This is a genomic window from Desulfatiferula olefinivorans, from assembly GCF_054657895.1.
Genome location: NZ_BAAHXV010000039.1, coordinates 14,868 through 39,228 on the forward strand (window position 1 = coordinate 14,868; position 24,361 = coordinate 39,228).

Below are 24,361 nucleotides of genomic sequence, written 5' to 3' on the forward strand. Positions count from 1 at the left end.
GATGAGATGGATGATCTGAGAATAGAGTCGACGAAATTCACCCCTGAAATCACCTTTGATTACAGCGGGCGTTTGCTTGAGATCAAGGGGGAATCCTATCCGGAAAACACCTCCGAGTTTTTCAATCCGGTGTTCAAGTGGCTCGATGACTATCTGGCCGAGCAAAAGACCGAGCCGACCCTGGTGAACATCGAGCTGTATTACTTCAACAGCAGTTCCTCCAAGGTGTTGATGAATTTCTTCGAAGTGTTGGACCAGGCAGCCTCAAAGGGCGGAGATATCACCGTCAACTGGGTGTACGAGGAAGAAGACGAGGACAGCCTGGAATTCGGGGAAGAATTCGCCGAAGACCTGAATCATGTGACGTTCAACCTGAAACTCAAGGAATGATCCCTTTTTTTCCGTGAAGTGCGATCAGCGTGTCAGCCAGGCGGAGGATATGCTCCTTTTCGTGCATGGCCGTCAGGCTGATGCGAAGAATGGCCCGCCCCGCAGGAACCGTGGGGAACCGGGCCGGAAACACGAAAATTCCCCGATCATACAGGGCCTTTGACAGGGCCATTGTTTTTGTCTCGTCGCCGATCTCCACGGAAAGGATCTGGGCCTCGCCTTTTACCGTGAAGCCCCCCTCTTCAAGCCGTTGTCGGAGCAGGCGAACGAGCCGTGTCAGGTGTTCCCGCTTGTCGTCGGCGGCGGCGATGATATCGAGAAGATCCGCGGCGCTCCGGGCGTGGGCTTCAGGCAGGGCCGTGCTGTAGATCAGCGGCGCGGCGAAATTCAACAGGTAGTCCTTGAACAGCCGGGGCAGCAGCACCACGGCGCCGAACAGGCCGAAGGCCTTGCCCATGGCCCCCACCGCCACATCCGCCACGCCGCCTGACACCCCGCGACCGCCGGGCCCCAGCACCCCGTAGGAATGGGCCTCGTCGACCAGGCACAGCAATCCGTACCGTTTTTTCAAGGCCAGAAGCGCCGTCATATCGGGGATATCCCCGTCCATGCTGAACAGGCCTTCGGTGATCACGGCCCGGGGACCGGGGGGGGAGGCGGCGAGCCGTTTTTCAAGATGATCGAGGGCGTTGTGGCGGTAGCCGGAAAAGGCCGCCTTGCTCAAGGCCAGGCCTTTGACGGTGCTGGCGTGGACGTGTTTGTCGAAGAAAATCCGGTCACCCCGGTCAAACAGGGTGGCGATCAGGGCCAGGTTGGCCTGGAATCCGGACGAGAAAAACAGGGCGTCTTCGTAGCCGAAAAACGCGGCGAACCGGGCTTCGGCATCCCGGATCATCTGATAGTTGGCCGACACCAGGCGGGAGGACGAGGACGAGGGACCCAGGTGAGCGAAATGCCCGGCCACCATGGCCTGAACTTCGGGATCGGCGCCCAGACCCAGGTAGTCGTTGGAGGCAAACGACAGTCGGGTCCGGTCGGCCATGCGCAGAAAGGGGCCTTTTTTTTCGATGATTTCCGGCGGATTCCGGTACAGGCCCAGGCGGCGCTGCTCGTTTAGCTTGCGGGCGTATCGTTCTTCAAACATGACAAGAGATTCCGGTAATGGGTTTCAAGGGCTTCTTTTTTGAAATTCCGGTCGTAGTCGCCCAGAGCGAACAGAAAACGCCCCTCAAAGCAGGGGGTGTGGCGGGTTCCGGCCCATAAATCATAGGCAAAGGCCCGGGCGCTTTTGTCGGTCAGGCGGCCATGGACATGGTAGAGGCCCGGATCGGGCCGGGAGACCGCCGCGCGGTAATGGTCGATGGTAAGCAGAAAGGCATGGCGCTCAAAGCCAATCAGGTGGCGCAGGTGAAAGGCCCCGGCCTGGGCCAGGGTCTCGATGCCCGTGTGAACCTGGGCCTCGTCTTTCCCCACGGTTTTTTGGATTTCGATGTATTCTGCGTCCAGACGGATGATTTTTTCGGGCATGATAAAACCCGTTCGGCCGGTTCGGATGATCAGGGTGTCCATGATGTCACCAAAAGGGCACTGTTCTGGCCGCCGAATCCGAAATTTTCCACCAGCAGGGTCCGGGGCCGCAGGGTTTCCGGTGCGGTGATGGCGTTCAAGGCCGGTGCAATCGGTTGTTTCAGGTTGCGCAGGCCGGGGAAAAGGCCGGTTTGAAGGAAGCTGAGGCAGAGCGCAAGCTCAACGGCCCCGCAGGCCGAGGCCAGATGACCGATCCAGGACTTGAGGGCGGTGATGCGGGGGGCCGGGCCGAACACGCGGCGGATCATGTCGGCCTCCATGCGGTCGTTGAGCACCGTTCCCGTGCCGTGGGCGGAAATCAGATCCACCTCGCCTGCCGGACATTGTGCGTCGTCAAGGGCCCGTCGCACGGCGGCTTCGGCCCAGGCGCCGTCGGGGGAAGGCGCCGTCATGGTGTGGCTGTCCAGGGTGGCGCCGTAGCCGCGGATTTCTCCCAGAATGGTTGCGCCCCGAGCGGTCGCGCGGTCCAGGCTTTCCAGCATCACGAAGGCCCCGCCTTCACCGACCACAAAGCCGCTTCGGGTTTCGTCGAAGGGGGCGTACGTTGCCGCCGGATCACCGTCTCCCCGCCAGAGCGCCCGGGCCTTTTTGTAGGCCAGAAGACCGCCTTCAGACAGGCGGGAATCGCCGCCGCCTGCCAGGGCCAGGTCCAGATAACCGTCCCTTATTTTTCGGAAGGCTTCGCCGATGGCCATCAGCGAAGCGGCGCAGGCCGACCCCACAGTGAGGTTTTCGCCGTGGATGCCGGTCAGTCGGGAAATGGCCGATGCCGCAGTGTTGGGAAGAAAGCGCAGAAGAAACAGTGCCGGAAGGGGCTCGTGCCCGATGCGGCCCCCCAGGATGTCAGGGCATTCTCCGCCCAGATCCATGTTTGGGCCGGCGCCCACGAAGAGCCCGGCTTTTTCCAGATCCGGGAGGGAAAGGCCGGACCCTTTTACCGCCTCAAGGGCGGCGGCCACGGCGAATTCGGCGCCCCGGTTCAGGTAACGGGCGTCCTTGTAACGTCCGGTGTGGTCCTTGATGTAAAAATCAGGCACGGGAGCCACGGCCGATTCCGGATCATCGGACGATCGCCGGAGGGTGACCCGGTCGTTCCGGACGGCGTCGGCCACCTGGGCCGGTGTGGACCCGAGGGAGGAGATCAGGCCCATGGATGTGATGACGACACGTTTTTTCATGGCTTACTCTGTGTCTGCAACGGATGGTCAGAGAACCCGGCAGAGGTCCGTTACGGGGATACGTTCAAGGGGCCGGGGCTGTTCATCGGCGAAACCGGCCGTGACAAAACAGGTGATTCGGAGATCCTCCCCCAGAAGATCCCCGATGGGCCCCAGATAGACCAGGGGGGCCGTGAGGATGCAGGTGGACAGCCCCAGTTCCGTGCCCTTGAGGATAAAGGCCGACAGCGACAAACCCGTGGTCAGGTCCAGATCCTGGTGGTGCTTGAGTCCGGGCGGTGTGATGCCCGCCGTCCGCAGCTGGTCTTCGAGAGACACCACGCGGGTGGTCCCCACGGCGAGAAGGCAGGGGGCCGCGATCATGAATTCCGAATACCGGTGGTAGGCCCGGATCAGGTTCCGGATTTTTTTGGAACAAGAGAGCGCCTCGTTTTCGGCCAGCAGCCGATCCCGGCCCGCCTGCATCCGCTCCGCCAGGCGCGCCCTGACCTTTTCCGATTCAATCAGAAGAAAGCGGACCGGCTGCGAATGGGAGGGGGAGGGCGAAAACCGAGCGCTTTCGAGCATCGTTTCGATAAGGGCCCGGTCCGGCTTTTCCCCGGTGTAGCGCCGTACGCTTCGCCGCCCGCGGATGATGTCGTCGAAGGTCATCATGGGACGTTCAGTTCTTCCAGTCGATGTAACTGACCAGATCCTTGACCTTGAGTACCGGGCCGTCGGGCAGCTCCGTGAGGATTTCACGGATGCGCTCCCGGGTCAGGTAAGGGTATTTTTCCATCAGGTATTCGCCCATGTCCCCGGGGCTGGATTTGGGCTCGTCCAGATAGATTCTCAAGGTTCTCAGGAAAATTTCGTCGTCGTCGATTTCGATCTGGAATTCGGCATTGAGCACCACAGCCAGTTCCAGAAGATCGATGGATTCGGCTTCGAGATCCCGGATCAGATAGGTGTCAGGGCCGATGGCGTCGGGGTTGACGTCCAGAATGTCGGCCAGGGCGTCGATGACTTTGTTCAATACGTCCATCATGTATTCCTTGAAAAAATTGCGTTAACGAAAGGGCCGGTTCAGGCTGTCCCTCCCATAAGTTTACCGGCGGACAGTCCGCCGTCCATCACAAGCTCCACGGCATTGAATCCCCGGGCCTCGTCGGACAGCAGAAACAAAAGGCTGCGGGCCACCTCGGCGGATGACAGCCATCGTCGTCCGGGAATGACGCTCTGCAGTCGGTCCCGGTTTTTTTCAATAAAGGCAAGGCCCCGCCCGGCCGCAACAAACCCGGGCCTCAGGCAGACGGCGGTGATGCCGAACCTGCCCATTTCAAGGGCGATGCTCCGGTAAAGCGCTTCGGCAGCCAGTTTTGTGGCCGCGTACAAACCCTGGCCCGCACTGGGCCGAAGGGCCGCCGCCGAGGACACGAACACCAGGCGGCCGAATGTTTGGCGGATCATCCGGCGGGTGACCTGCTTCAAAAAATCGGCGCGGACGGCGACGGACTCGCCGATCAGCCGGGCCGTGCGTGCGGCGTCCAGCGAGGCCGTCAGGGTCTCGTAATCGTCCTGGATAAAATCAACCAGATAATCAAGCGAGGGGCCGCAGGCCTCAAGGGCTTGCGGCAGGGTGTCGGGATCGGAGAAATCAAGGCGCGTTGTCCGATAACGTCCGTTTAGGTCGCCCAGGGCCTCCCTGATCGTGTCAAGGCCCCGTGCATTCCGGTAGGTGAGAACCGGCGACAGGCCTTCGTCCACAAGGAGCCGGGCCAGATCCAGGGCCATGGTGCAGGAACCCCCGGCCAGAAGGACCGTTTTTCCGGAAAAGGTCAATTGCATCGCCGCACCTTCCCCGTGACCACGGTTTTACCGCCGTCATACAGACGGCAGAAGAGGTGCTCGGGCGTCTCGTCGATCTCAAAGCGGTAGGTTCCCGGTGTGAGAAACCGTTTGAACCGGAAGCCCGACAGGTCAAGAGGCACCGGCGCGTCGCTCTCGATGGCCTCGACAAAGGCCTGGACGATCAGGCTGCCCGGCACGACGGCATGCCCCGGAAAATGGTCCCGGTAGATCCCGTCGTCGGGGTCGAAGTGGAAACAGCCTTCGCGGATCACGGCAGCTCTCCGGAAATGGAAAGATCGGCGTCGCGGATCATGGCAATGTCCATGGCCTGATCCCGGCCCGAGGTGGTCAGGTAGTTGCCGATCATCAGGCCGTTGGCTCCGGCGGCGAACACCCAGCTCTGGAAGTCTCTGAGGGTGATTTCACGGCCCCCGCAGACGGTGATGTTCTTGTCCGGGTTGACCAGTCGGAAGATGGCGATGCACAACAGGGCGTCCAGGGCCGGAACCAGGGAACGGTCTTCCAGGCGGGTGCCAGGCACGGGATTCAGGAAATTCACCGGCAGGGTGTTGACCGGCAGATCCCGGAGGGTAAAGGCCATCTCCACCCGCTGGGCCCAGGATTCCCCCAGGCCGAAAATGCCGCCGCTGCACACCGCAAATCCGTTGTCGGCCGCCGTGTGGATGGTCTCGATGTCTTCGTCGTAGCTATGGGTGGTGCAGATTCGGTCGAAGTGGGACCGGGCCGTTTCCAGATTGTGGTGATACCGCGTCATGCCGCTTGCGATCAGTTTCCGGGCCGATGCCGCGGACAGCATGCCCAGCGATCCGCAGACGGTGAGGTCCGTTTTTTTGCGGATCGTTTCCACGGCCCGGCAGATCCGGTCGATCTCGGCCTCGTTCAGGCTGTGGCCGCTGGTGACGATGGAATAATGGGTGGCGCCGGCCTTGGCCATGGCCAGGGCCTGATCGGTCAGGGCCTCTTCGGACAATAGCGGGTAGGTGTCGATGCTGGTGTGGTGGAAGGAGGACTGGGCGCAGAAGGCGCAGTTCTGGGAGCATTTCCCCGATTTGGCGTTGATGATCGAACAGAGAAACACCCTGCGCCCCGCGTGTTTTTCCCGCAGGCGGTCCGACAGCCGGAAGAGGTCGGTCAGGTTTTTGTCCGAACTCTCGATCAGGGCCGTCACCTGATCCGGATCCGGTGAAAAGGGTTTGCCTTGGTCAAGAAGGGAAAGCAATGACTCGACGGTCGCGGGTGTTTGTGATGCCATGTCCGGTGTTGTCCTCCATTGTTGACGGCTTCGTAAACCGTCCGATATCTGCGTTACGCGTCAGCCCTCGTCACTGCGGCGTACCCTAAGTACGCCTCATTCCTCGGGCTTCGCAAGCCTTGATCTCGAACATTTTCCGAAGCCGTCCAAACATTGACTTTCAACGAGACAGTCCTCGTTAAAAGGAAAACATCTTACCCGCCGGGACCGGCAGTTGTCAACCTGAAAAGCGTAATGGGTTGACAGCCGCTTCTATCGAAATCGGGATTTAAATCGAATTTTTCGTCCATCCCACAAGAAAAGGCAAATCACAACCCGTTTCCCCCGTCGGGGAAAACGGCTCTGATCTCTCACAGAGGCACAAAGCCACAGAGGAAAGCCGGACATGCCGGGGTATGTCACACGGCCAAAGAGTCAGTGCCGCCCCTCGAAAGGGTGCGGTTCTTTTGTAAGATTGGAGTATCCTACCTCTCCTGATGATCGATTCGTAAAATCGTCCAAGCTGCATGGAGAGCGTGTTAACGTCGATCGTGCACGGCTACGGTCACGAATGGCTGTCGTTTTGCGGAGGTTTTTTCTCTGTGTCTTTGTGTCTCCGTGAGAAAACAAAAAAACCGGCTTCCCCGAAGGGGAGCCGGTTTAAGGCCTCTCACAGAGGCATAAAGAATCATACGGCAAAGACGTCTGTGTCACCTGCAATTACCGGTGAAAAAGCCTGAAAACACCATTTTAAAAAGAGCCGCACCCCAGAAATAATCTTCGAACTCCCCATGAGATCGGCCTCATCCCTTGGCCCGTTCCTCGTCCCGCAGAACTTTGCGGAGGATTTTGCCGATGTTGGTTTTGGGGAGTTCGTCCCGGAATTCCACCATGGTCGGCAGCTTGTATTTGGCCATGCGCTCGGCGCAGAAGGCGATGATTTCGTCGCTGGTGGCGGTTTCTCCGGCCTTGAGCACGACGAACAATTTCACCTGCTCGCCCCGGCTGGGGTGGGGAACGCCCACGGCGCAGGCTTCGGCCACCTTGGGGTGTTCGTAGATCACCTCGTCGATCTCCCGGGGATAGACGTTGTAGCCGCCGGAGATGATCATGTCCTTGATCCGGTCCACGATGAAAAAGAACCCGTCCTCGTCCATGGTGGCCACGTCGCCGGTGTACAGCCAGCCGTCTTTGAGGGCGTGGGCCGTCTCGTCGGGCATGGCCAGGTAACCGCCCATGACCTGGGGGCCTTTGACCAGAAGCTCGCCGGGGCTGCCCACCGCCGCGTCACGGTTTTTGTCGGCAAGTTCCACGATGCGGCAGGCGGTGCCGGGAATGGGAATACCGATGCTGCCCACCTTGCGGTTGGTGGGGGAGAAGGGGTTGATGTGGGTCACCGGCGAGGCCTCGGTCAGCCCGAAACCTTCGACGATCACCGCCCCGGTTTTTTCCTCGAAGGCCCGGATTACCTCCACGGGAAGGGGGGCACTGCCGGAGAAGCAGCCTTTGATGGAGGTCAGATCCGCTTTGCCGATGGCCGGATGGTTGAGGATGCCGATGAACATGGTGGGCACCAGGGCGGCGATGGTCGGCCTGAATTTTTTGATGGCGGTCAAAAGGGCGTCCGGTTCGGGCTTGGGCACCAGAACGATTTCCCATCCGTTCATGATCGGCCAGTTCATGGCGATGGTCATGCCGAACACGTGGAAGATGGGCAGGGCCCCGACGGCAATTTCTCTGCCTTTCTCAAAGGCGGGAAACCAGGCGGCGACCTGCTGGACCTGGCTCGAAAGGTTGCCGTGGCTGAGTTTTACGCCCTTGGACAGGCCGGTGGTCCCGCCGGTGTACTGGTACATGGCGATGTCGGCGAAGGTCAGACGTTCATCGGTGGGGGAGGGGCCGGCTTCGGCGATCAGGGTTTTCCAGGCGTAAACGTCCCGGGCCGGGGCGACGTCCTTGGCAAGGCCTTTCTTTTTCCCGACCAGGGGGAAGAGGAGGCTCTTGGGAAAGGGCAGGTAGTCCCCGATGGAGGTGTAGATGATTTTTTCGATGCGGGTGCGCTTGCGCAAGGCCACCATGCGGTCGGCCAGAAGATCTAAGGTGATCAGCACCTTGGCCCCGGAGTCGTTGAACTGGTGAAGGAGTTCCCGGTCCGCATAAAGGGGGTTGTTCATCACCACGATGCCTCCGATCCGGAGGATGGCGTAATAACTGACCACACAGGGGATCACATTGGGCAGAAGAATCGCCACGCTGTCGCCCTTGGACACGCCGAAGGTCTTGAGTACGGCGGCCATGCGTCGGGTCATGTCGTTGAATTCACGATAGGTGAGTTTGAATCCCTGAAAATTCAGGGCCGTTCTGTCCGGAAAGGCGGCGGCGGCCTGTTCGAGGAAGCCCGGAATGGTCGTGGAAAGGATGTCGGGGGTGTGAGGCACGCCGGCCTCATAGGCGGAAAGCCAGGGTTTTTCGTCGTAGATCGAGCGTTCGGTCATCAGGAGTCTCCCGTTGATGCAATCGGTTTGGATGGACGGATCGGTCAGGGACCGGGAACGAACGTCTGGTATGGAAACGATCGTTCGGATGGTAAATTATGGTCAGATCTTTATGAAATATTCGGGCGTCTGTCAAGATGCAGCTTGGGGCGCCGCAGGGCCGTGATAATAATGCTTGAACAGGTCTTGCTCTTTGTATTAATGTGACCCAAGTTTTACGAAGCCGTCAAATCTGAACCGAAACCTCAAAGGAGAACGTCATGCCTGTGAAACCCAGCGCCAAGGAAGAAGAATATTTCGCCCGTATCGAGTTCGAACGCAAGTGCAAGATGGCCGAAGAGGCCCGTGCCAATATGGCCGCCGCCGAGAAAAAGAAGCTCCAGGAAATGCACCACATGTGCTGCCCCAAATGCGGCTTGAAACTGGTGGCCGTCGACTACCGGGGTATTGAGATCGACAAATGCACCGGCTGCGAAGGCATCTGGCTGGATGCCGGTGAACTCGAAGCGGTGTCCAAGCTCGATCAGGGCAAACTGTCCAACTGGTTCGCCAACTTCAAGAAATAAATCCCTGCGCTTTACGGCCGTGGGCCCGCAACAGGCCCACGGCCGAAATATTTGATTCGGGTGAAGCCCTGGATCATGGGCGATGGCAGATGCCTTTTATAAAGATGGACGCCCACCCAATTGGCCGACTCCTTATAAAATACGACACCACCCGAAACGAAAAAAAACCGTCCCGTTTTTCCCATGAACCCCATTGCAAAACCATTTAACGGGTCAACGGCCATATAAAATACGACACCCCTCCCCCAACCTTCGGAACGATATCCCCCGTATTCCCCCACCATACGCTCTGAAAACGTCAACGCGTCCTCAGGCCGGGCGCAGGGAGTTATAATCCGTACTCGGCACGCTCGATCAGTTCAATCTGTATGTCTTTGTTCAGTTCGATAAAATAGGCATTGTAGCCGGAGATTCTGACCATCAGGTTTCGGTAGCTGTCGGGATGAACCATGGCATCCTTCAGCATTTCCGAGGTGACGACATTGAATTGCATCTGCATGCCGCCCTGTTGAAAATAGGTTTTGACATAGGCGTGCATGTTGTCCACGGTTTTTTCCCGGCCGTCATCCGGTTTGGGCGTCAGTTTGACGTTAAAGGCGATGTTGTTGGTCATGTGTTTTGGATCCAGCCCGGAAACGGCGGTGAGATTGTCCAGAAAATTTCTGGATGCCCGGGGGCTTGGGGTGAGTCCGGGAGTGAAGGCTTTGCCGGCCGGCCTTCCGGAAGGCAGGGTGCCGGACAGGGAACCATAGGCCACATGCTGGGACATGGACCAGAAACCCACCGTATAGTTTCCCCCCCGGATGTTCCGGTGCCTGCTCCAGCAGCCATGGATGCTCGCCGTGATCCGACGGCACATGGCAAGGGCTTCAGGATGTCCTGAGCCGAACAGCGGTACCCGGTTCCGGACCATGGCATGGAGGCCGGGATTGGTGATGAAATCCGAATCCAGGGCTTTTTTGAGCTCGGCGAAGGTGACTTTTTTTTCATCGAACACCAGCTTTTTGATGACCATCATGGAGTCCGTGACATCGACAAGGCCGATATTGGATGTCCCGGAGCTGTTGTGCTGTGCCCCGCCGTGCACCAGATCCCGTCCCGATTCAAGGCATCCGTCGATAAGGGCGCTCAGAAGAGGGGTCGGTCTGAGTGCCTGGTGGGCCCTGGCCAGCATGGCGTTGAGCTCAACCGCCTGATCGATGAGAAACTGCTGCTGGGTCTGCCACGCCTGGAAAAAGTCTTCAAACTTTGAAAAATCACCGTTTTCGATGCGGCCTGTTTCCGGGCCGACCTTCCACTGCAACAAAGGATGGCTGCCGTTGTTCAAGGCCATTTCCAGGGCCGCTACCAGGTTCATCAGAATCGCGCCGGTGTGTCCGAAATGCCTGCCCTGAATCGTAGGCTCGACACAGCCCGTGGCCGCCCAGTCGTTGATTTCCTCCGGGGCGTATCCCTGGTTTGCCAGCGCCTTGATCATGGCGCTATCGCTCTGCATGATCGGTGTGGCGGAGGTGATGATATTGACTTCGCAGAGCCGTTTCAAATAGGTGTCGCTGTTTTTTTCAACGTGGTACCGGGCATTGATGTTGGTGTCCCGAACAGGCAGAAGTTCAACGGCCTTGAGAAAAATATAGGTCATGTCATTGACCCCGTCCCCGCCTTCCGGTGTAATCCCTCCCAGGGTGATGGCCTGGGTTGAGGCGGCACCGCCGAACAGATAGTTGGCGATATCCGGCAGAAGCGGAACATGGTCGGTCAGCCGCATGATCAGGCATCCGATCAGCTCGATGGCATGCCGGATATAGCTTTTTCTGTCCGTCTCCGTGGCCTGTTTTTCCATGTCTTTCAGGAAATACGGCTGCAACCATTGATCCAGTCGGCCAAGGGACAGGCCGGTGTTCGCATTTTCCATATGCAGGGCAACCCAGACAATCCAGATGGCGTTGACCGCCTCATCCAGGCTTTCCGCAGGATTCCCCGGCACGTTTCGGCAGATTTCCGCCAGATGCCGCAATTCTTCCTTCCGTTTCGGGTCTCGTTCCTGCTGTTCCTGACGAAGGGCTTCACCTGACAGATTGTTCGCATAGGCCGTCACCCCTTCCAGGGTCTGAATCATGGCCAGAAGCGTCTGCCTTTGAACTGGTTGAAGAACCGTGTCCGACAACCGGCTCCGGATGTCGCTTATGATGCCGTTAATCCCTTTGTCCAGAACCCGTTTCAGGTTGGGTATGGTGTGACTGATGCCCACCGACTTCCAGACAAAGTAAGCGACGAAGCGCTCATCGAGTTTCTGGCAGAGGGGATAATGAAAATGGCTGCGGACATACTCCTTGAAATTTCGATGCATCCAGAATGGGAAGACCTCCCGGTGGAGGGTTTCCGATGTTTCCCGTGAACAGGAAAAGGGCATGAGTATTCTCTGCTCGAGAGAGTGGAGTTCTCCCCATATCATATTGCCCTGACCGTCGGGGAAAACCGTCACACCGGCCGGTTTTGATGTGGTGGTCCCGGCAAGAAGGTCGTCTTTTCGGATGACGGGTTTCTTGTGTTTCATCAGATGCCGAAACGCCAACGCCTGACGGGTTTCCGGGAACCATGGCTCCCCCTGACCGTTGAATTCATAGCCGTGCTCGCGGTACCAGTCGGTCAGGATGCGGGGGCGTTCGGCGCATATTTCCGGTCGGGAATCAAAGTGAACGTCAAAGAAGGATTTCAGCCGGGGAAAGTCGTTTATCGTATATTCGCTAAGATACGGATCGGAAAGACACATGACCGCCGGATCGGCATCTGAACGGGCGCACATCCTTTCGTGTGACGGGATGTCCTGAGGCCGGGCGCTGCCGCCGCCATAGGTGATGTTCCGCTGTTTGATGTCATGCCGGTGGGATCGCCTGAGCATCCGCCGATGGACTTTCCCCAGAAGCAGGGACAGATAGAAGTTGAACACCTGAAGGCACGAAAGGTTCCCGTCCAGCACCAGTCGGTTTTTCAAGATCAGGTTGAGCATTTCGTTGGGCGTGCTCAAAGCCATGTCTTTCAATGCACGTCCGTCCATGAAGACCATGGTGACATCAACGTTCTTCCGGATGGAACCCTGAACCCGGACCCGGCCGTCATGAAAGATGATGGTCTGCGCGACGTGCGGGGCCTCGGACCGGAAACCCACGGAGAAGTTGATCCAGCCGTCCTTCCCTTTCAGGTATTTTCGGAGGGAGGGCTTGACATTGAACTGAAAGGCCACCAACCGCAGCGCGACATGGGTGATTCGGTTCAGGGGTGATGACCGCTGTCCGGTCGACTTCGGGGCCAGCGGGTCAAGGGCTCGATGGCGCGGCGCACGTATTCCCATGGGTACCTCCCTGTGGTTCAGCCGGCCCGTTGGCCGGAAATCATCATCAGCAGTTTTTCGGACAGTTTATCAATGACGGCAGCCGTATTCGACTCAACTTCCTGAAGGACCCGACTGTTCAGCAGCGAAACCAGGCCGTGGAGGGTGGTCCATAGTTGAATGATCAGAAAATCCGTATCCCGGACATCCGACCGGCTGTTTTTCGCTTGAAGTTCCAGAAGGGCTTTGGTCGCTGTTTCAGCAACCTTCAGCGCCGCCTTTTTTTCTATCGTTGCGGGCGGCTCAAGGTGTGTTCCCACATAATCGCTGTATTTGGGTGTGTTCCGAGTAAACATGATTTCATAATGATCCGGGCAATGGATACCAAAATCGATATAGGCACGGATCATCCGGCGTATCTTTTCCAGGGGATCGGCGCTGACCCGATCGATTTCTTCAAATCGCTGGTACAGCAGGTCAAACCCCCGGGTCTGAATGGCCAGATAGATTTCATCTTTGCTGGAAAAATAATTATACAGATTGGCGGCCGTCATCTTCACCCGGGTGGCGATTTTCCGCATGCTCAGGACCTGGAAGCCCGATTCAAAAAGAATGTCCAATGCGGCATCCAGTATTTTTTCTTTGACGGCCAGAATTTCTTCATGATTTCGGGTTGTTTTCGGCAAGGTTCGGTCCTCTGAATTTTAATTTAACATCGTTAATTTAACGTTGTTAAATTAATAAGTCAATGCCTTTATAGAACGCCTCACCGTCCGAAACAAAAAACGTCCCCCCGTCCCCCACCTGTACCCGACGGCAAAATACCTCCCCGACCCGACAGGAGACATTTTTTTCATTGGAGTGAAATATATCATGGACAGTGGACGGCACATCGTTTTTTATAGGAATTCACCCAAACATCAAAAAAGCGGGAATGGGAGGAAACGAGACCATGGGCGGGGGCCGAAGCCTTTTGTTAGGATGAGGGCCAGATCGGTGGGCGTCCATCTTCGCCAAGGCTCCGTTGCGACAAGCAGCCCACGACGACGATGGGTTTGCGCATGGGCGGGTGTTTTCTCGGCCAGAGTTTTGCCCGAATAACGACGGCCTTCGCCCATGCGACCGCCTGTCGTAGGGTGGGCTGTGCCCACCAAATGCCCATTATCCTTATAAAACGCGACACCGCTCGCAATGGAAAAACATCACCTCCCATACGAGAGATGATCTACCTGAAGCGGCCGGTGATTATCATCTCTGATCATGTGAGAGGTTTTCAGATGATATTGCATGGGTAATGCTTTATCTTTTCATCATCACTCATCAGGGCCAGGCCATGGTCAATGGCCTGTGCGATTAGCATTCTGTCAAAAGGATCTTTATGGTGCAGGGGCAAGCTGCCTAACGTGATCGCATTTTGTCCTGAAAAATCGAGGATATCCAGCCCTGTTTCCAGTGCCATTTTTAACGGATTGAATGAAATGGTAATTTTCCCAATGGATTGCTTGATCATCAATTCGGCGATACTTAGGGCGCTCAGAAAAATGTCATTGTCAGGCGAGTTAATCGCATATTGCCTTTTTTCGGTCAATTTTTCCGGGGTTGAAAGCATCCATAAAAAGATGTGTGTGTCCACGAGGATTTTCATGATTCATCACCGTAAAACAGGGCGTTTATCTCGGAGGATTCCTCATTGAAATCATCCGGAATGGTGATTTGTCCTTTCAGAAGACCAAGTTTTCTGAGTTTTTTTGGCTTGTAAGCGACCAGTTCAACAAGGGGAAGGTCGTTTTTTGAAATAATGACCGTTTCACCCAGGCAAACCCTGTCAACGAGTTCGGATAGATTGGTTTTTGCTTTTGAAACATTGACGATCATAAAGCGGCCTCCTTTTTTGTATTGCTGATGGCCCTATGATAACTGAGGGGGGCCTGTTGGTCAAAACGAATTTTATCGCATCTTTATAAAATACCCCACCGCCCGCAATGGAAAAACATCACCTCCCGCACGAGAGATGGTAAGCCCGAAGCGGCCGGGGATTATCATCTCTCCTTTTTAAGAATGCCATCCATCCCGGGCGCAGGGCCAGGGGCATGTACAGCGGCAGACCGACAGCGTGGGCAGCGCGGCGGGAATGTAGTGTCCCCAGATGTCCAGGTGGCCGCTGCCCAGCCCCTTTTTTTTGACGGTCAGGTCAAAATCCCCGAGTTTCTCGTAAAAGTCGTGATACACCTCGCAGCGTGTTTCCAGATAGATCCGATAGCTCTGATCCAGATCGAACAATTGCCCGAAATGATGGATCAACAGGTAAAAGCAGGTGGCGGACATGTATTTTGGCCCGGTTTCCCGGTTGAGTTCGGGATAGAACCGGGTGACGTGGATCTGCCGGGCGAAGGTGTTGAGGGAGAGAACCAGGTCCGATGAAATCTTCCGGTCGCAGGACCGGTCAAGAATACCGTATTCGCCGCACTGCCCCTCGATCGAGCAGCAGAGACAGAACCGCTGGAGAAAATCTCCCAGATGGCGTTTGATGAACTGAGAATCGCAGGTGTCGATCAGTGGGGTGTTCATGGTGGGGACCCTTTCCACACCGTGCCTGATTCAAGGAAAACACGGCCCAGGGCGGCACAGGTCGAGGGTCTGTTGAGAAGGACCACCTTATGCCTTTGGTGGGGGTGTGTCAAGGGGGGGGCAGGGTGAAAAAACCGTTGACAAACCGTCATCCGGCGGGTAATCAAAATTATTGAACAAAACGTTAAAAAGTTCAGAAGGGATAATGAACGAGAAATCACAGAAATACCGGGACCTGTTTGAGGTCTCCCTTACGCTGTTTGCCGCCTACGGGTATAAAAAAACCACCGTGGACGATGTGGCCGCACGCTTGTCCATGACCAAGGGCAACCTGTATTTTTATGTGAAGAACAAACGTGATCTGTATGAAAAGACAATTCTTCACGCCCTGAAACGCTGGCAGGAAAGTGTGGCTGAGGCGGTGGCCGGGGAGACGGACCGGGTGGCCGGGTTCCGGACCATGGCTCTGGCCTCACTGGCGTACATCGAAAACAACCCCACGCTTCGGCAGGTGCTGATTAAGGATCCGTCGATCTTCACCCTGTCGTCGGCCGAGGACCGGTTCCGGGAAGCCAACGAGCGTGCCATGACCATGCTCAAGGCCATTTTGACCCAGGGCGTCAACGAGGGGGTCTTTTACCCCATGGATGTGGATCATATCACCGAGTATCTGTTTTCCGTGTACATCATGTTTCTGATCAAGCGCTATGTGAAATCTGACCAAAGCTCCTCGGCCGTCATGTTTCGCGAGGCGCTGGAGTTGACCATTCGCGGTCTTGTGGCTGATAAGAAGTGAGTGAATAACAAACAACAAAAAAAGGGGGAGAATGATGACGGAAGCGACAGTCAGAGCCATGGACGGGTTAAGGGACTTAAGCATGCTGAAATGGTACGTGATTCCCTTGCTGGCCCTGGTTTTTTACGTGTATGTCCGGGAAATCAAGGAGGCGAAACTTTCCGGGAACTGGGATGCCGTGTTTGCCGGGCTGACCATTTTCGGGATGGATTTTGTCAATGAAACCTGGAACAGCTGGGTGATGGTGCTGTCCGGCCGATCGGCCTTCTGGACGGCGCCGGGGGACACGGCCCTTCGGACCATGGTGGGCTGGAACATCGAGATCATGTTCATGTTCAGCATCATGGGCATCATCTATTACCATTCCCTGACCCCCGGGAAAAAGGTGAAGATTTTGGGGATTCCAGAAAATTGGGCCATGGCCGTCGGCTATTCGGCCTTCTGCGTGTTTGTGGAATGCCTTCTCAACAAAGGCGGGCACCTGGTCTGGGAATACGTGTTCTGGGAACGGTCGATCAAAGGGGTGATCCTGATTTTTCTGATCGGCTACTTCCATTTCTTCTGTGCGGCGATTTTCGTGCTTCACCTGAAAACCATCAAAAACAAACTGATCACCATCGGATGCATTTACGGTCTGGCCGTTGTGATGAACATCATCGGCAAGGGGATTCTGGGCTGGCCTTACTGAGCAGGTTGACGGCTTCGTAAAATGGTCGAGATCAAGGATTGCGAAGTCGTCCAGACTCAGGCTGATAATCCCGTCGAGGGGGGGGATTGTCAGTGGGTTTGCTCCGATCAGGTCTGGCTGAGAAAGACGCCGGAAAGGATGACGGCACAGGAAAGATACTGAATCGGGGTGAAGGCCTCGCCCAGGATCAGCCGGCCGAGCATCACGGTGAACACGGGAATGAGATTGACGAAGGCCGCGGCCCGGTTCGCCGGCATCTGGCTGACGCCGTAATTATAAAGGAAGTAGGCCCCCATGGTCACCACGGCTCCCAGGTAAACGATGGCCAGAAGACCCTGGACGTCCAGGGTCGACGGCGGCACGGTCCAGGGCATGAACAGGAAGAGGGAAAAGAACAGTGATCCGGTCAGGGCCTGGACGGCGGTAATGACCAGGGCCGAATACCGGTAGCTGAGTTTTTTCATCACAATGGTGTATCCCGTGGCCGACACCATGGCCATGAATTCAAAAAAATTGCCCAAAGGCGGGTTGGGGGCGTTCTCGGCCGGGGCTCCGGATGTACTCAGTAAAACGGCCCCGGTCACGGCCAGTGCGAAGCCCGCCAGGGTGCGCAGGCGAAGGGTTTCTCCAAGAAAGAGAAAGGCGGCGACGGCCACCAGAAGGGGGAGCAGGGCCGTGATCATGCCGGCCTGGGACGCCGTGGTGTAGACGATGGCCTGGGCCTCGAAGAGGAAATACAGACAGGGCTCGAACAGGCCCATCAGGGCGATGAGTTTCCAGTCGCCGCGCCGGTAACGCACGGCCTTGAACCGTTTGATGAAAAAAGCGAAACACAGGCAGGCCACCACCATGCGTCCCCAGATGACCACCATGGGGTCATAGGCCCGGAAGGCGATTTTAAGGGCGATGAACGACCCGCCCCAGAGGAGCATGGCCGATACCAGACTGACGATTGGAATGATTTTTTCTCGGTTTGACCCCATGCTCGCCCCTCCCGGGCAGTCCCTCGGAAAACAGCGCGTTTTATCACCTTTTCATGGGAAACAAAACAACTATTGACGGCGTCGTAAAAAGTCCCATATGCGGCGTTATAGTGTTTGGCCAGACGTTCGACATACTACATGTATGCCTTCACGCCTGGCCAAACACTATGCCTTGCCTATGGACCTTTTTCCATAGCCGTCGGGCGTCTTTTTCGGTGTTCATCAACTGTGATCCGACCTGAAAACAGAAGAGTGGCCGCCTCGGGGGTCAGTAGGTCATGAACACGGAAAAGGAGTCTTTTCTGGCGTTGGCGCTCTGGATGACCAGGGTGATCGTGTCCTGGGGTTTGAGTTTGAGGCCGGAGGCAGGCAGGTTGTATTCCAGCATGATGTCGGTGAGAAGCACGGTGAAGCTGTTGCGTTTCCGATCCAGGACCAGGCCCGGGGTCTTCTCGCCGATGTGTTTTTCAAGGTATTTGAGCAGCCAGTATTTCTTGCGATTGAACTGGATCTTTCCCACGTTGGCAATGGGCATATCGAGCATCTGGGACAGCCGGCTGATTTCGGCGGTCGTGTAGGGCGTTTCAAGGCCCAGGGCCGCCCGGATCTGGCGCTGGGTCACCAGGTCGGGATAGCGCCGGATCGGCGAGGTGGCGGTCACATAGGCGTCGAGACCCAGTCCGGCGTGGAACCCGGCCTTGTGGCTGATGACGGCCCGGCTGACGAATTTACGCTGCATGGCGTTCAGGTACAGGGAATCGGTTTCCCCCCGGTACAGGCGTTCCTTGGGTTCGTTCTGGGCCCTGAACACGGCCGGCAGGCCGTGCCGGGAGAGAAAGCTTGCCATCATCCAGTTGGCCATGATCATCAGTTCCGCCACCATCATGCGCGAGGGGCTTTCCCGGTCGATGCGGTGAACGACGACCTCGCCCGCGTCGTCGAGAAACACGTTGACCTCGGGCAGGGTGATATGGGTGCCTCCGGCGCGCAGTCGTCTTTCCCTGAACGCCCGGGCGATGTTGACCATCACGGCCATGTCCGGATCACTGTCGGCCATGGCCGAGGCCTCCGAATAGGTCAGCTGGCGGTCGACCCGGATGCGACCGGCGACGATGTCGAAATCCTTGATTTCGAAAAACCGGTTGAGGGTGACCAGGACGGAGATGCAGGGCCGGAGTTCTCCCCGGACCAGGCTGGCGGCGTGCTCCGAAATGGCCGGGGGCAGCATGGGGATTTTGTTGTCGGCCATGTAGATCGAGGCCCCGCGGGCCAGGGCCCGCTTGTCGACGGCATCGTCCCGTTTGATGAAATGGGCCACGTCGCTGATGTGGATGCCCAGAACGAAGGAATCACCGATCCGCTCCAGGCTCAGGGCGTCGTCGTAGTCCGTGGTGGACTGACCGTCGATGGTGATCACCGGCACATGGGAAAAGTCCTCCCGGCCGGATGCGTCAAAGGTATCGGCGCCGGCCGAAAGAACCTGGGCGCGGGCCAGAACGTCCTCGGGAAAGGTTTGGGGAATGTCCATGCGCAGAAGGTCGATGTTTTCGTTCTCCTCGAAAATGCCCAGGCGGACCAGAAGGCGGAAGACGGCCGACATGGAACCGATGCCGGCGCGGGTCAGGATGGCCCTGGCCATGGCGGCGTGACGGCTTTCTTTGTCGAACACGTAATGGGAACAAAGGATGTCGGCCAGCTCGGCCAGAGATTCCGGAAGCCGGGGCGTCGGGTCGTTGATCGACGCTTTCAGCCAGTCGCCCCCTTCTTCGATCATCCGAATTTTTCGACGTTCCTCTTCCTGCTGGGCCAAAATGGCCTCGACCTGTTCCGCCGTGTGGGGGAAAAAACGGTCATGGTCGAATTTGAAGTACAGGCGGTTGGCGAACAGGGCGCGGACCACGGCCGATTGCTGATCGTCGGATACCGGGGTGGGGAAGCAGTATTCGGCCATGGTTTTCAGGCCGATCCACTCCTGTTCCTCGTTGATGAGTTCCCACAGGGACGTGAGATCCAGCGAGTCGGTCAGGGCTCTGCGCCGGGCGGCCGTCTCCCGGAGGGAGGGAATGAGTGCGTCCCGGCCGCCGTCGATGGGCAGAACGGTGTCCGAGACGGACAGGAGCCGTCCGGCGGACTGGTTGAGTTCCCGGCCCTCTTCGTTGACAAGCTTCAGGCGGTTGTTCTTGAACTCCAGCACGGCGGCGCAGATGATTTGTTGTTGATCGATATACTCGACGATGGTTCCCGGTTTCATGGGCGCTTATGTTAACAGCGGCCCCAGGTAAAGTCAAACGGCCTTTTCATCGGCGTTCCGACCTGTTAGAATGGCCAAAAAAACCTTAACCCCGGGGACGCGGCGCCATGGATATCCGACTGGATCTGACCCACCATTGTATTGCAACCGAGACGAAAAAGCGCTATAATCGAGCCCTTTCAGATTATTTCAGACACAAGGGCGACGCCAAACGGCTTGAAGCTGAAATTGAATGTCTTAAAACGGCACTGGAACAGCTTGACTTTCCCGGGCTCAGGAATCACTGCAGCGAACTGGCCGGTCACAGCGACGCCGTGATCATCCTGTCCTGCCGACCCGACGGCGGTCTGGCCCTGACGGTGGACGGACGGCCCCTGGACTTGATATACCTCACACCCTGACGAACGGTTTAGATGATAAAAATCACCAGAGACAAAGGGGGCGAACGTGTCTTTTCCCTGTTCGGAAGCGGTGCGGGCCGTGATGATCAGGTGACCGCCGTGTCCCGGCAGGCGTTTTGCGACGGGTTTGCCGAGGCCTTTGAAAACAGTGTGTCCGAACGCAAGCTTCAACTGCTGGCCCATCTGGAGGACCTGGAACCCGACGAGGGCGTCCGGCTGGTCATTGCCGGGCTTCAGGATCTTTCCCGCCCGGTTCGCCAGCGGTCCAAGGACATCCTGAGGCTTCTGGCCCGTCGGGTCACGGTGACCGAAGGGGACCCGACGGACCTGTGCCGGGAAAAGACCGTGATGTCCGAGGCCTTTGCCCGGACCCTCTACGACGAGATGCAGAAAACCATTTCCCTGGACGAGCTTCGGGAATACCTGACCGTACTGCTCGAGATCAACGGCCGGGGTCCTTGTTTCGCCTGGGCCTTTTTTTTGAACAACACGGTGCCCCACAACGTCCTGATCGATATCCTGCGTCGTTTTCCCGATGTCCTTAAACTTCGATTCGTTTATCCCTATCTGTTCTCCGAGGTGTCGGGACGAAGGCGTCACGCGCCCTCGATCCGTCTTTTGATCAGGGACGTCACGGACAAGGACGCGGCCACGGCCTTTATCCGCCGGCTGTTGACTCTCCCGTCTCCCTGCCTTTCAGAGGTCCTGGGCCGTACCGGAAGCCTGCTTTACGATTTCGTCGATCGGCTGGATCTGGCCGGAGAGGCGATCCGGCTGGGCCTGTCGTCGGTCCGTGAGGAAGCCGTTTACGACGGCGCCCTGTTCGCTGGGGCTTTTGGGCGGGTCAGCCGTCTGTATCCCTTTCTGTCCGCCGACCAGCCGGAGTCCCTGCGTCTCGGCATTCTTGACGTGATCGCCCGGAGCGCCGCCGAAGGTGACGGGAATATCCAAAACGCCCTCATACAGCTTCTGGACGATCCCATGGAAGCCGTGGCGCTCAAGGCCTTTTCCACCCTGGTCGCCCTGGAGGCTCCGGATCTGGTTTCTTTGGCCTGCGGCCTGATCGATGCCCGACCGGCCTTGCGCCTGCGGCTGTACAAATGCCTGTCCGCCATGAACGGGGACGCCCTGATACGCGTGCTTGACCGACTTCCCGAAACCCAGGCCCCGGATGCCCGGCGCACCCTGGCCCGGGTGCTGGTTCGGAAGAATCCGGAAAAAATCGAGGTGCTGTTCGGTTATTACCGGACCGATCCCGATGAGGACATCCGTCAGGCCGCCGAGGCCCTGTTCGAGCAGGTCGACGCTATCCGGCGCAAGGAGCGCAAGGCCCTGCTCCGTGAGCTGAGTCCCGCCCCCCCGGCCCAGGCCCGGCTTGCCGGACAGGGAACGCCCGCCCGCATGGACAAGCTGCTCAAACAGATCGCCGACCATCAGGGCGAAAAAAAACTCGATCTCAGGGGAGAGGTGTTCAGCGGGCTGGATCTGACCGGTATCCGTATGGCCCATCTGGATTTGCGGGACGCGGTGTTTATCAATTGCGACCTGTCCTCGGCCCAGATCAGCGCCTGCCTGTTCCGGGGGGCCGCCCTGGTCAACCTCGCCATGAATCATGTCCTCATGGACGGCTGTGACTTTGAACATGCCGTGCTGGACCGGGTGGAGGCCGGATCGTCCCGGCTGGACCGATGTCTGTTCCACGGGACCGTGTTTAGCGAGACGCGCCTGGACTTTTCTGAAATCCAGAACAGCTACTTCACAGGCGCCGCCTTTGTCAAATGTGATTTCTCGCGCAGCGATCTGTCTTTGTGCTCGTTCACCGGCGCCCGCATGGGCTTGTCGGACTTCAGTTACTGTCCGGTGTTCCGCACCGATTTTGACCAGGCCCGGGCCACGCTCTGCACCTTTACCGGGACCTGCTTCGCCCAGGCTCTGCTGTCGGACCAGACCAATCTGGACGAGCGATCCGAGGCCTGGGACGAGCTGAATATGCCCCCGCTGTTTTTCGAGAAAAAACTGCTGGATACACGGTGGATGAACATCCAGATCCTCACCCACGAGATGGACCGGCAGCGGGAGGTCTTCATCCGCCACAACGAACAGGCGCGGGAGAGGGCCCTGGACGCCTTCCGGGCCGAACAGGCCGATCTGTTCGAACTGGTGCCCCTCCTGATCCATCTGACCCAGCGGATTCTCCCCATCGAGAAAAAAAGCGAGGACTCCTATCTCACGGAAAACATGATGCTCAAGAACGCCTCATCGGGCATCAGCAATTACACCCCCTCGCCGAAAACCGTGCGTCTGGCCCGGAAGTACCTGCGGGTCGACAAGCTGTTGCTTCTGCCGGGCAAAGAATGCCACATCGAGGCGTTGTTCACCATCGGCAGCGTGGGCACCATCGCCCAGTCGGCAGAATCGGATCTGGACTACTGGGTCTGCGTGGACCGGAACCGCATGGGGCCGGACGCCGTCGAACTGTTGAAGCTGAAACTGGAATCCATCGAACGGTGGGCCCGGCAGCGCTTCGGCACCGAGCTTCATTTTTTTGTGGTGGACCCCGAAAGCGTGCGGGAAGGGCGCTTCGGCGGCAGTGATTTCGAAAGCTCCGGTTCGGCCCAGGGCATGATTCTCAAGGAGGAATTCTACCGGACCATGATTCTGGTGGCCGGAAAGATTCCGTTCTGGAACGTCCTGCCGGCCTGGACCGACAACCGCTACTACACGCTGCTTTACAACATTGCCTGCCGGTTTCACGACGACTATCTGGATCTGGGCAACGTGGGGGCCATCCCCGCCGGAGAGTATTTCGGCGCGTCCATGTGGCAGTTGTTCAAAAGCCTGACCAGTCCGTACAAATCGGTCATGAAAATGGCCCTGCTCGAAAAATACATCGAGGAGGGGAAAAAGGGCCTGCTCCTGTGCAACCTGCTCAAACGACGCTGGGCCACAGGCAAACGCCATGTGCTTCGCCAGGACCCCTATCTCCTGCTGTTCGATGAAATCACTGATTTTTATCGGCAGAAGGGCCAGGATGACATCGCCCGCCTGGTCAAGCTGTGTTTTTTTCTGAAACTGGCGGTCCGTTCGGAAAAGCAGCTGGAGCAGTCCGTGTTCACCATGCGCAGGCGGATGGTCGAGGAATGCATGGCCCGTTACGGCTGGGATCGCAGCCGTCTGTATGACCTGGGACACTTTGACGAGTGGACCTATGACAAGGTGCTGGAGCTGAGCGGACGGATCAACGCCTTCATGATCGAGACCTACCAGCGCCTGAGCGTCACGCTCAACCATTCTCCGGCCATGGACACCATGATCACCGCCCAGGATCTGACCATCCTGGGACGCAAGATGTTCGTCCAGTTCTCCGACCATCCCTTCAAGGTGAAAACCCTGCCCCATGTGGCCCGGGGCCGGAATCTGTTCAAACAGCTGTTCCTGTATTACCGGAAGACGCCGCGGACCGAACCGGTCTGGGACGTCTTTCCTTACTACGACAAGAAGGCCATGGCCCTGGGTAACGACTGGGCCGTGCTTAGGGACGTGACGCACATCGAGGAGGTGGCCGCCTGGGTGGTCCACAACGGGATTTACCAGTCCGGCACCCGGTTTACCATTCTGCCCAATCCCAGTTCGGTATCGGCCCAGGATTTCCAGGATCTTCTCAAGGACATGAACGCCTTTTTCGTGTTCGGAGAGGGCGACGCCATTCCTCCGACCCGTTATCTGGAAACCTTCACCATGGCCCGGCTGTTCATTGTGGCCAACTTCACCCTGGAGCGGAAGTCGGACCGGCTGCTGGCGTTCACCGCCGTGTACATGACAAGCTGGGGGGAAATGTTCTGCCGGTCCTACGCGATTCCGTCGGGGCTGGCCACCCCGGCCGAGGCCGTGGACTGGATCGAGAAGGATCTGGGCCTGTCCTGCCGGAACATCCCTTTGGGCGGCCACATGCCCCGCCTGTCCCGCAAGCCGGGCATGGAGCTGATGTGAGTCCAGGGCGATCGCACGTATGGCATCTCCTCCTGTGTGACCGGCTCATGTCGTTCAT

The 24,361-nt window shown here is 57.8% G+C and carries 22 protein-coding genes; 6 read left to right on the top strand and 16 right to left on the bottom strand.

Going from position 1 to position 24,361, the window contains the following annotated elements:
• Positions 1–6: 6 nt before the first annotated feature.
• On the top strand, positions 7–390 hold the full coding sequence (locus ACYQ11_RS18870; protein ID WP_459925377.1) for a DUF1987 domain-containing protein: 384 nt from the start codon (positions 7–9) through the stop codon (positions 388–390).
• On the opposite strand, the gene ACYQ11_RS18875 is transcribed toward ACYQ11_RS18870, so the two are convergent.
• From ACYQ11_RS18875 to ACYQ11_RS18915, 9 genes are all read right to left on the bottom strand, one after another.
• The gene (locus ACYQ11_RS18875) at positions 380–1,534 is read right to left on the bottom strand and encodes an aminotransferase class I/II-fold pyridoxal phosphate-dependent enzyme (RefSeq protein ID WP_459925378.1); all 1,155 of its coding nucleotides are present in this window, start codon (positions 1,532–1,534) and stop codon (positions 380–382) included. The genes ACYQ11_RS18870 and ACYQ11_RS18875 overlap by 11 nt on opposite strands.
• Positions 1,504–1,959 (bottom strand): hypothetical protein, encoded by a 456-nt coding sequence (locus ACYQ11_RS18880; RefSeq protein ID WP_459925379.1) that lies wholly within the window; start codon positions 1,957–1,959, stop codon positions 1,504–1,506. Before ACYQ11_RS18880 ends, ACYQ11_RS18875 begins: the two co-directional genes overlap by 31 nt.
• Entirely contained in the window at positions 1,947–3,155 is a 1,209-nt protein-coding gene (locus ACYQ11_RS18885; protein ID WP_459925380.1) for a beta-ketoacyl-[acyl-carrier-protein] synthase family protein, read from the bottom strand. The genes ACYQ11_RS18880 and ACYQ11_RS18885 overlap by 13 nt, the downstream gene beginning before the upstream one ends.
• A gap of 27 nt (positions 3,156–3,182) precedes the next feature.
• Positions 3,183–3,809 (bottom strand): nitroreductase family protein, encoded by a 627-nt coding sequence (locus ACYQ11_RS18890; RefSeq protein ID WP_459925381.1) that lies wholly within the window; start codon positions 3,807–3,809, stop codon positions 3,183–3,185.
• A 7-nt stretch (positions 3,810–3,816) separates the two neighbouring features.
• On the bottom strand, positions 3,817–4,182 hold the full coding sequence (locus tag ACYQ11_RS18895) for an acyl carrier protein (protein ID WP_459925382.1): 366 nt from the start codon (positions 4,180–4,182) through the stop codon (positions 3,817–3,819).
• Between the two features lie 38 nt (positions 4,183–4,220).
• Positions 4,221–4,982 carry an SDR family NAD(P)-dependent oxidoreductase gene (locus ACYQ11_RS18900; protein WP_459925383.1) on the bottom strand — a complete coding sequence of 254 codons (762 nt, stop codon included), beginning with the start codon at positions 4,980–4,982 and terminating at the stop codon, positions 4,221–4,223.
• Positions 4,973–5,257 (bottom strand): ApeI family dehydratase, encoded by a 285-nt coding sequence (locus ACYQ11_RS18905; protein ID WP_459925384.1) that lies wholly within the window; start codon positions 5,255–5,257, stop codon positions 4,973–4,975. The genes ACYQ11_RS18900 and ACYQ11_RS18905 overlap by 10 nt, the downstream gene beginning before the upstream one ends.
• Positions 5,254–6,258, bottom strand: coding sequence for a biotin synthase BioB (bioB, locus tag ACYQ11_RS18910; protein ID WP_459925385.1), 1,005 nt, complete (start codon positions 6,256–6,258; stop codon positions 5,254–5,256). The genes ACYQ11_RS18905 and bioB overlap by 4 nt, the downstream gene beginning before the upstream one ends.
• A gap of 782 nt (positions 6,259–7,040) precedes the next feature.
• Positions 7,041–8,732: a long-chain-fatty-acid--CoA ligase gene (locus ACYQ11_RS18915; RefSeq protein WP_459925386.1), complete on the bottom strand. Its 1,692-nt coding sequence runs from the start codon at positions 8,730–8,732 to the stop codon at positions 7,041–7,043.
• 260 nt (positions 8,733–8,992) lie between these two features.
• Here ACYQ11_RS18915 and ACYQ11_RS18920 point away from each other — a divergent pair, with 260 nt between their 5' ends.
• Complete coding sequence (locus tag ACYQ11_RS18920; RefSeq protein ID WP_459925387.1) at positions 8,993–9,298, top strand: TFIIB-type zinc ribbon-containing protein; 306 nt, start codon at positions 8,993–8,995, stop codon at positions 9,296–9,298.
• A 328-nt stretch (positions 9,299–9,626) separates the two neighbouring features.
• Here ACYQ11_RS18920 and ACYQ11_RS18925 read toward each other — a convergent pair whose 3' ends face one another.
• From ACYQ11_RS18925 to ACYQ11_RS18945, 5 genes are all read right to left on the bottom strand, one after another.
• On the bottom strand, positions 9,627–12,647 hold the full coding sequence (locus ACYQ11_RS18925) for a pyruvate formate lyase family protein (RefSeq protein ID WP_459925388.1): 3,021 nt from the start codon (positions 12,645–12,647) through the stop codon (positions 9,627–9,629).
• A 17-nt stretch (positions 12,648–12,664) separates the two neighbouring features.
• The gene (locus tag ACYQ11_RS18930; protein ID WP_459925389.1) at positions 12,665–13,312 is read right to left on the bottom strand and encodes a TetR/AcrR family transcriptional regulator; all 648 of its coding nucleotides are present in this window, start codon (positions 13,310–13,312) and stop codon (positions 12,665–12,667) included.
• Positions 13,313–13,899: 587 nt separating this feature from the next.
• A complete protein-coding gene (locus ACYQ11_RS18935) occupies positions 13,900–14,271 on the bottom strand; it encodes a type II toxin-antitoxin system VapC family toxin (protein ID WP_459925390.1) in 372 nt (123 codons plus the stop codon).
• Positions 14,268–14,501, bottom strand: a complete 234-nt coding sequence (locus tag ACYQ11_RS18940; RefSeq protein ID WP_459925391.1) for a type II toxin-antitoxin system Phd/YefM family antitoxin — start codon at positions 14,499–14,501, stop codon at positions 14,268–14,270. Before ACYQ11_RS18940 ends, ACYQ11_RS18935 begins: the two co-directional genes overlap by 4 nt.
• A gap of 177 nt (positions 14,502–14,678) precedes the next feature.
• Positions 14,679–15,194, bottom strand: coding sequence for a hypothetical protein (locus ACYQ11_RS18945; protein ID WP_459925392.1), 516 nt, complete (start codon positions 15,192–15,194; stop codon positions 14,679–14,681).
• A gap of 205 nt (positions 15,195–15,399) precedes the next feature.
• Here ACYQ11_RS18945 and ACYQ11_RS18950 point away from each other — a divergent pair, with 205 nt between their 5' ends.
• Both ACYQ11_RS18950 and ACYQ11_RS18955 read left to right on the top strand, forming a co-directional pair.
• A complete protein-coding gene (locus ACYQ11_RS18950; RefSeq protein ID WP_459925393.1) occupies positions 15,400–15,990 on the top strand; it encodes a TetR/AcrR family transcriptional regulator in 591 nt (196 codons plus the stop codon).
• An 82-nt stretch (positions 15,991–16,072) separates the two neighbouring features.
• Positions 16,073–16,678, top strand: coding sequence for a hypothetical protein (locus ACYQ11_RS18955; protein ID WP_459925394.1), 606 nt, complete (start codon positions 16,073–16,075; stop codon positions 16,676–16,678).
• A 107-nt stretch (positions 16,679–16,785) separates the two neighbouring features.
• On the opposite strand, the gene ACYQ11_RS18960 is transcribed toward ACYQ11_RS18955, so the two are convergent.
• Complete coding sequence (locus ACYQ11_RS18960; protein WP_459925395.1) at positions 16,786–17,661, bottom strand: DMT family transporter; 876 nt, start codon at positions 17,659–17,661, stop codon at positions 16,786–16,788.
• Positions 17,662–17,929: 268 nt separating this feature from the next.
• Positions 17,930–19,912, bottom strand: coding sequence for a ribonuclease catalytic domain-containing protein (locus ACYQ11_RS18965; RefSeq protein ID WP_459925396.1), 1,983 nt, complete (start codon positions 19,910–19,912; stop codon positions 17,930–17,932).
• 107 nt (positions 19,913–20,019) lie between these two features.
• On the opposite strand from ACYQ11_RS18965, the gene ACYQ11_RS18970 reads away from it, so the two are divergent.
• Together ACYQ11_RS18970 and ACYQ11_RS18975 are read left to right on the top strand one after the other, a co-directional pair.
• Positions 20,020–20,313, top strand: a complete 294-nt coding sequence (locus ACYQ11_RS18970; protein WP_459925397.1) for a hypothetical protein — start codon at positions 20,020–20,022, stop codon at positions 20,311–20,313.
• Between the two features lie 12 nt (positions 20,314–20,325).
• Complete coding sequence (locus tag ACYQ11_RS18975; RefSeq protein ID WP_459925398.1) at positions 20,326–24,303, top strand: class I adenylate cyclase domain-containing protein; 3,978 nt, start codon at positions 20,326–20,328, stop codon at positions 24,301–24,303.
• Positions 24,304–24,361: the final 58 nt, after the last annotated feature.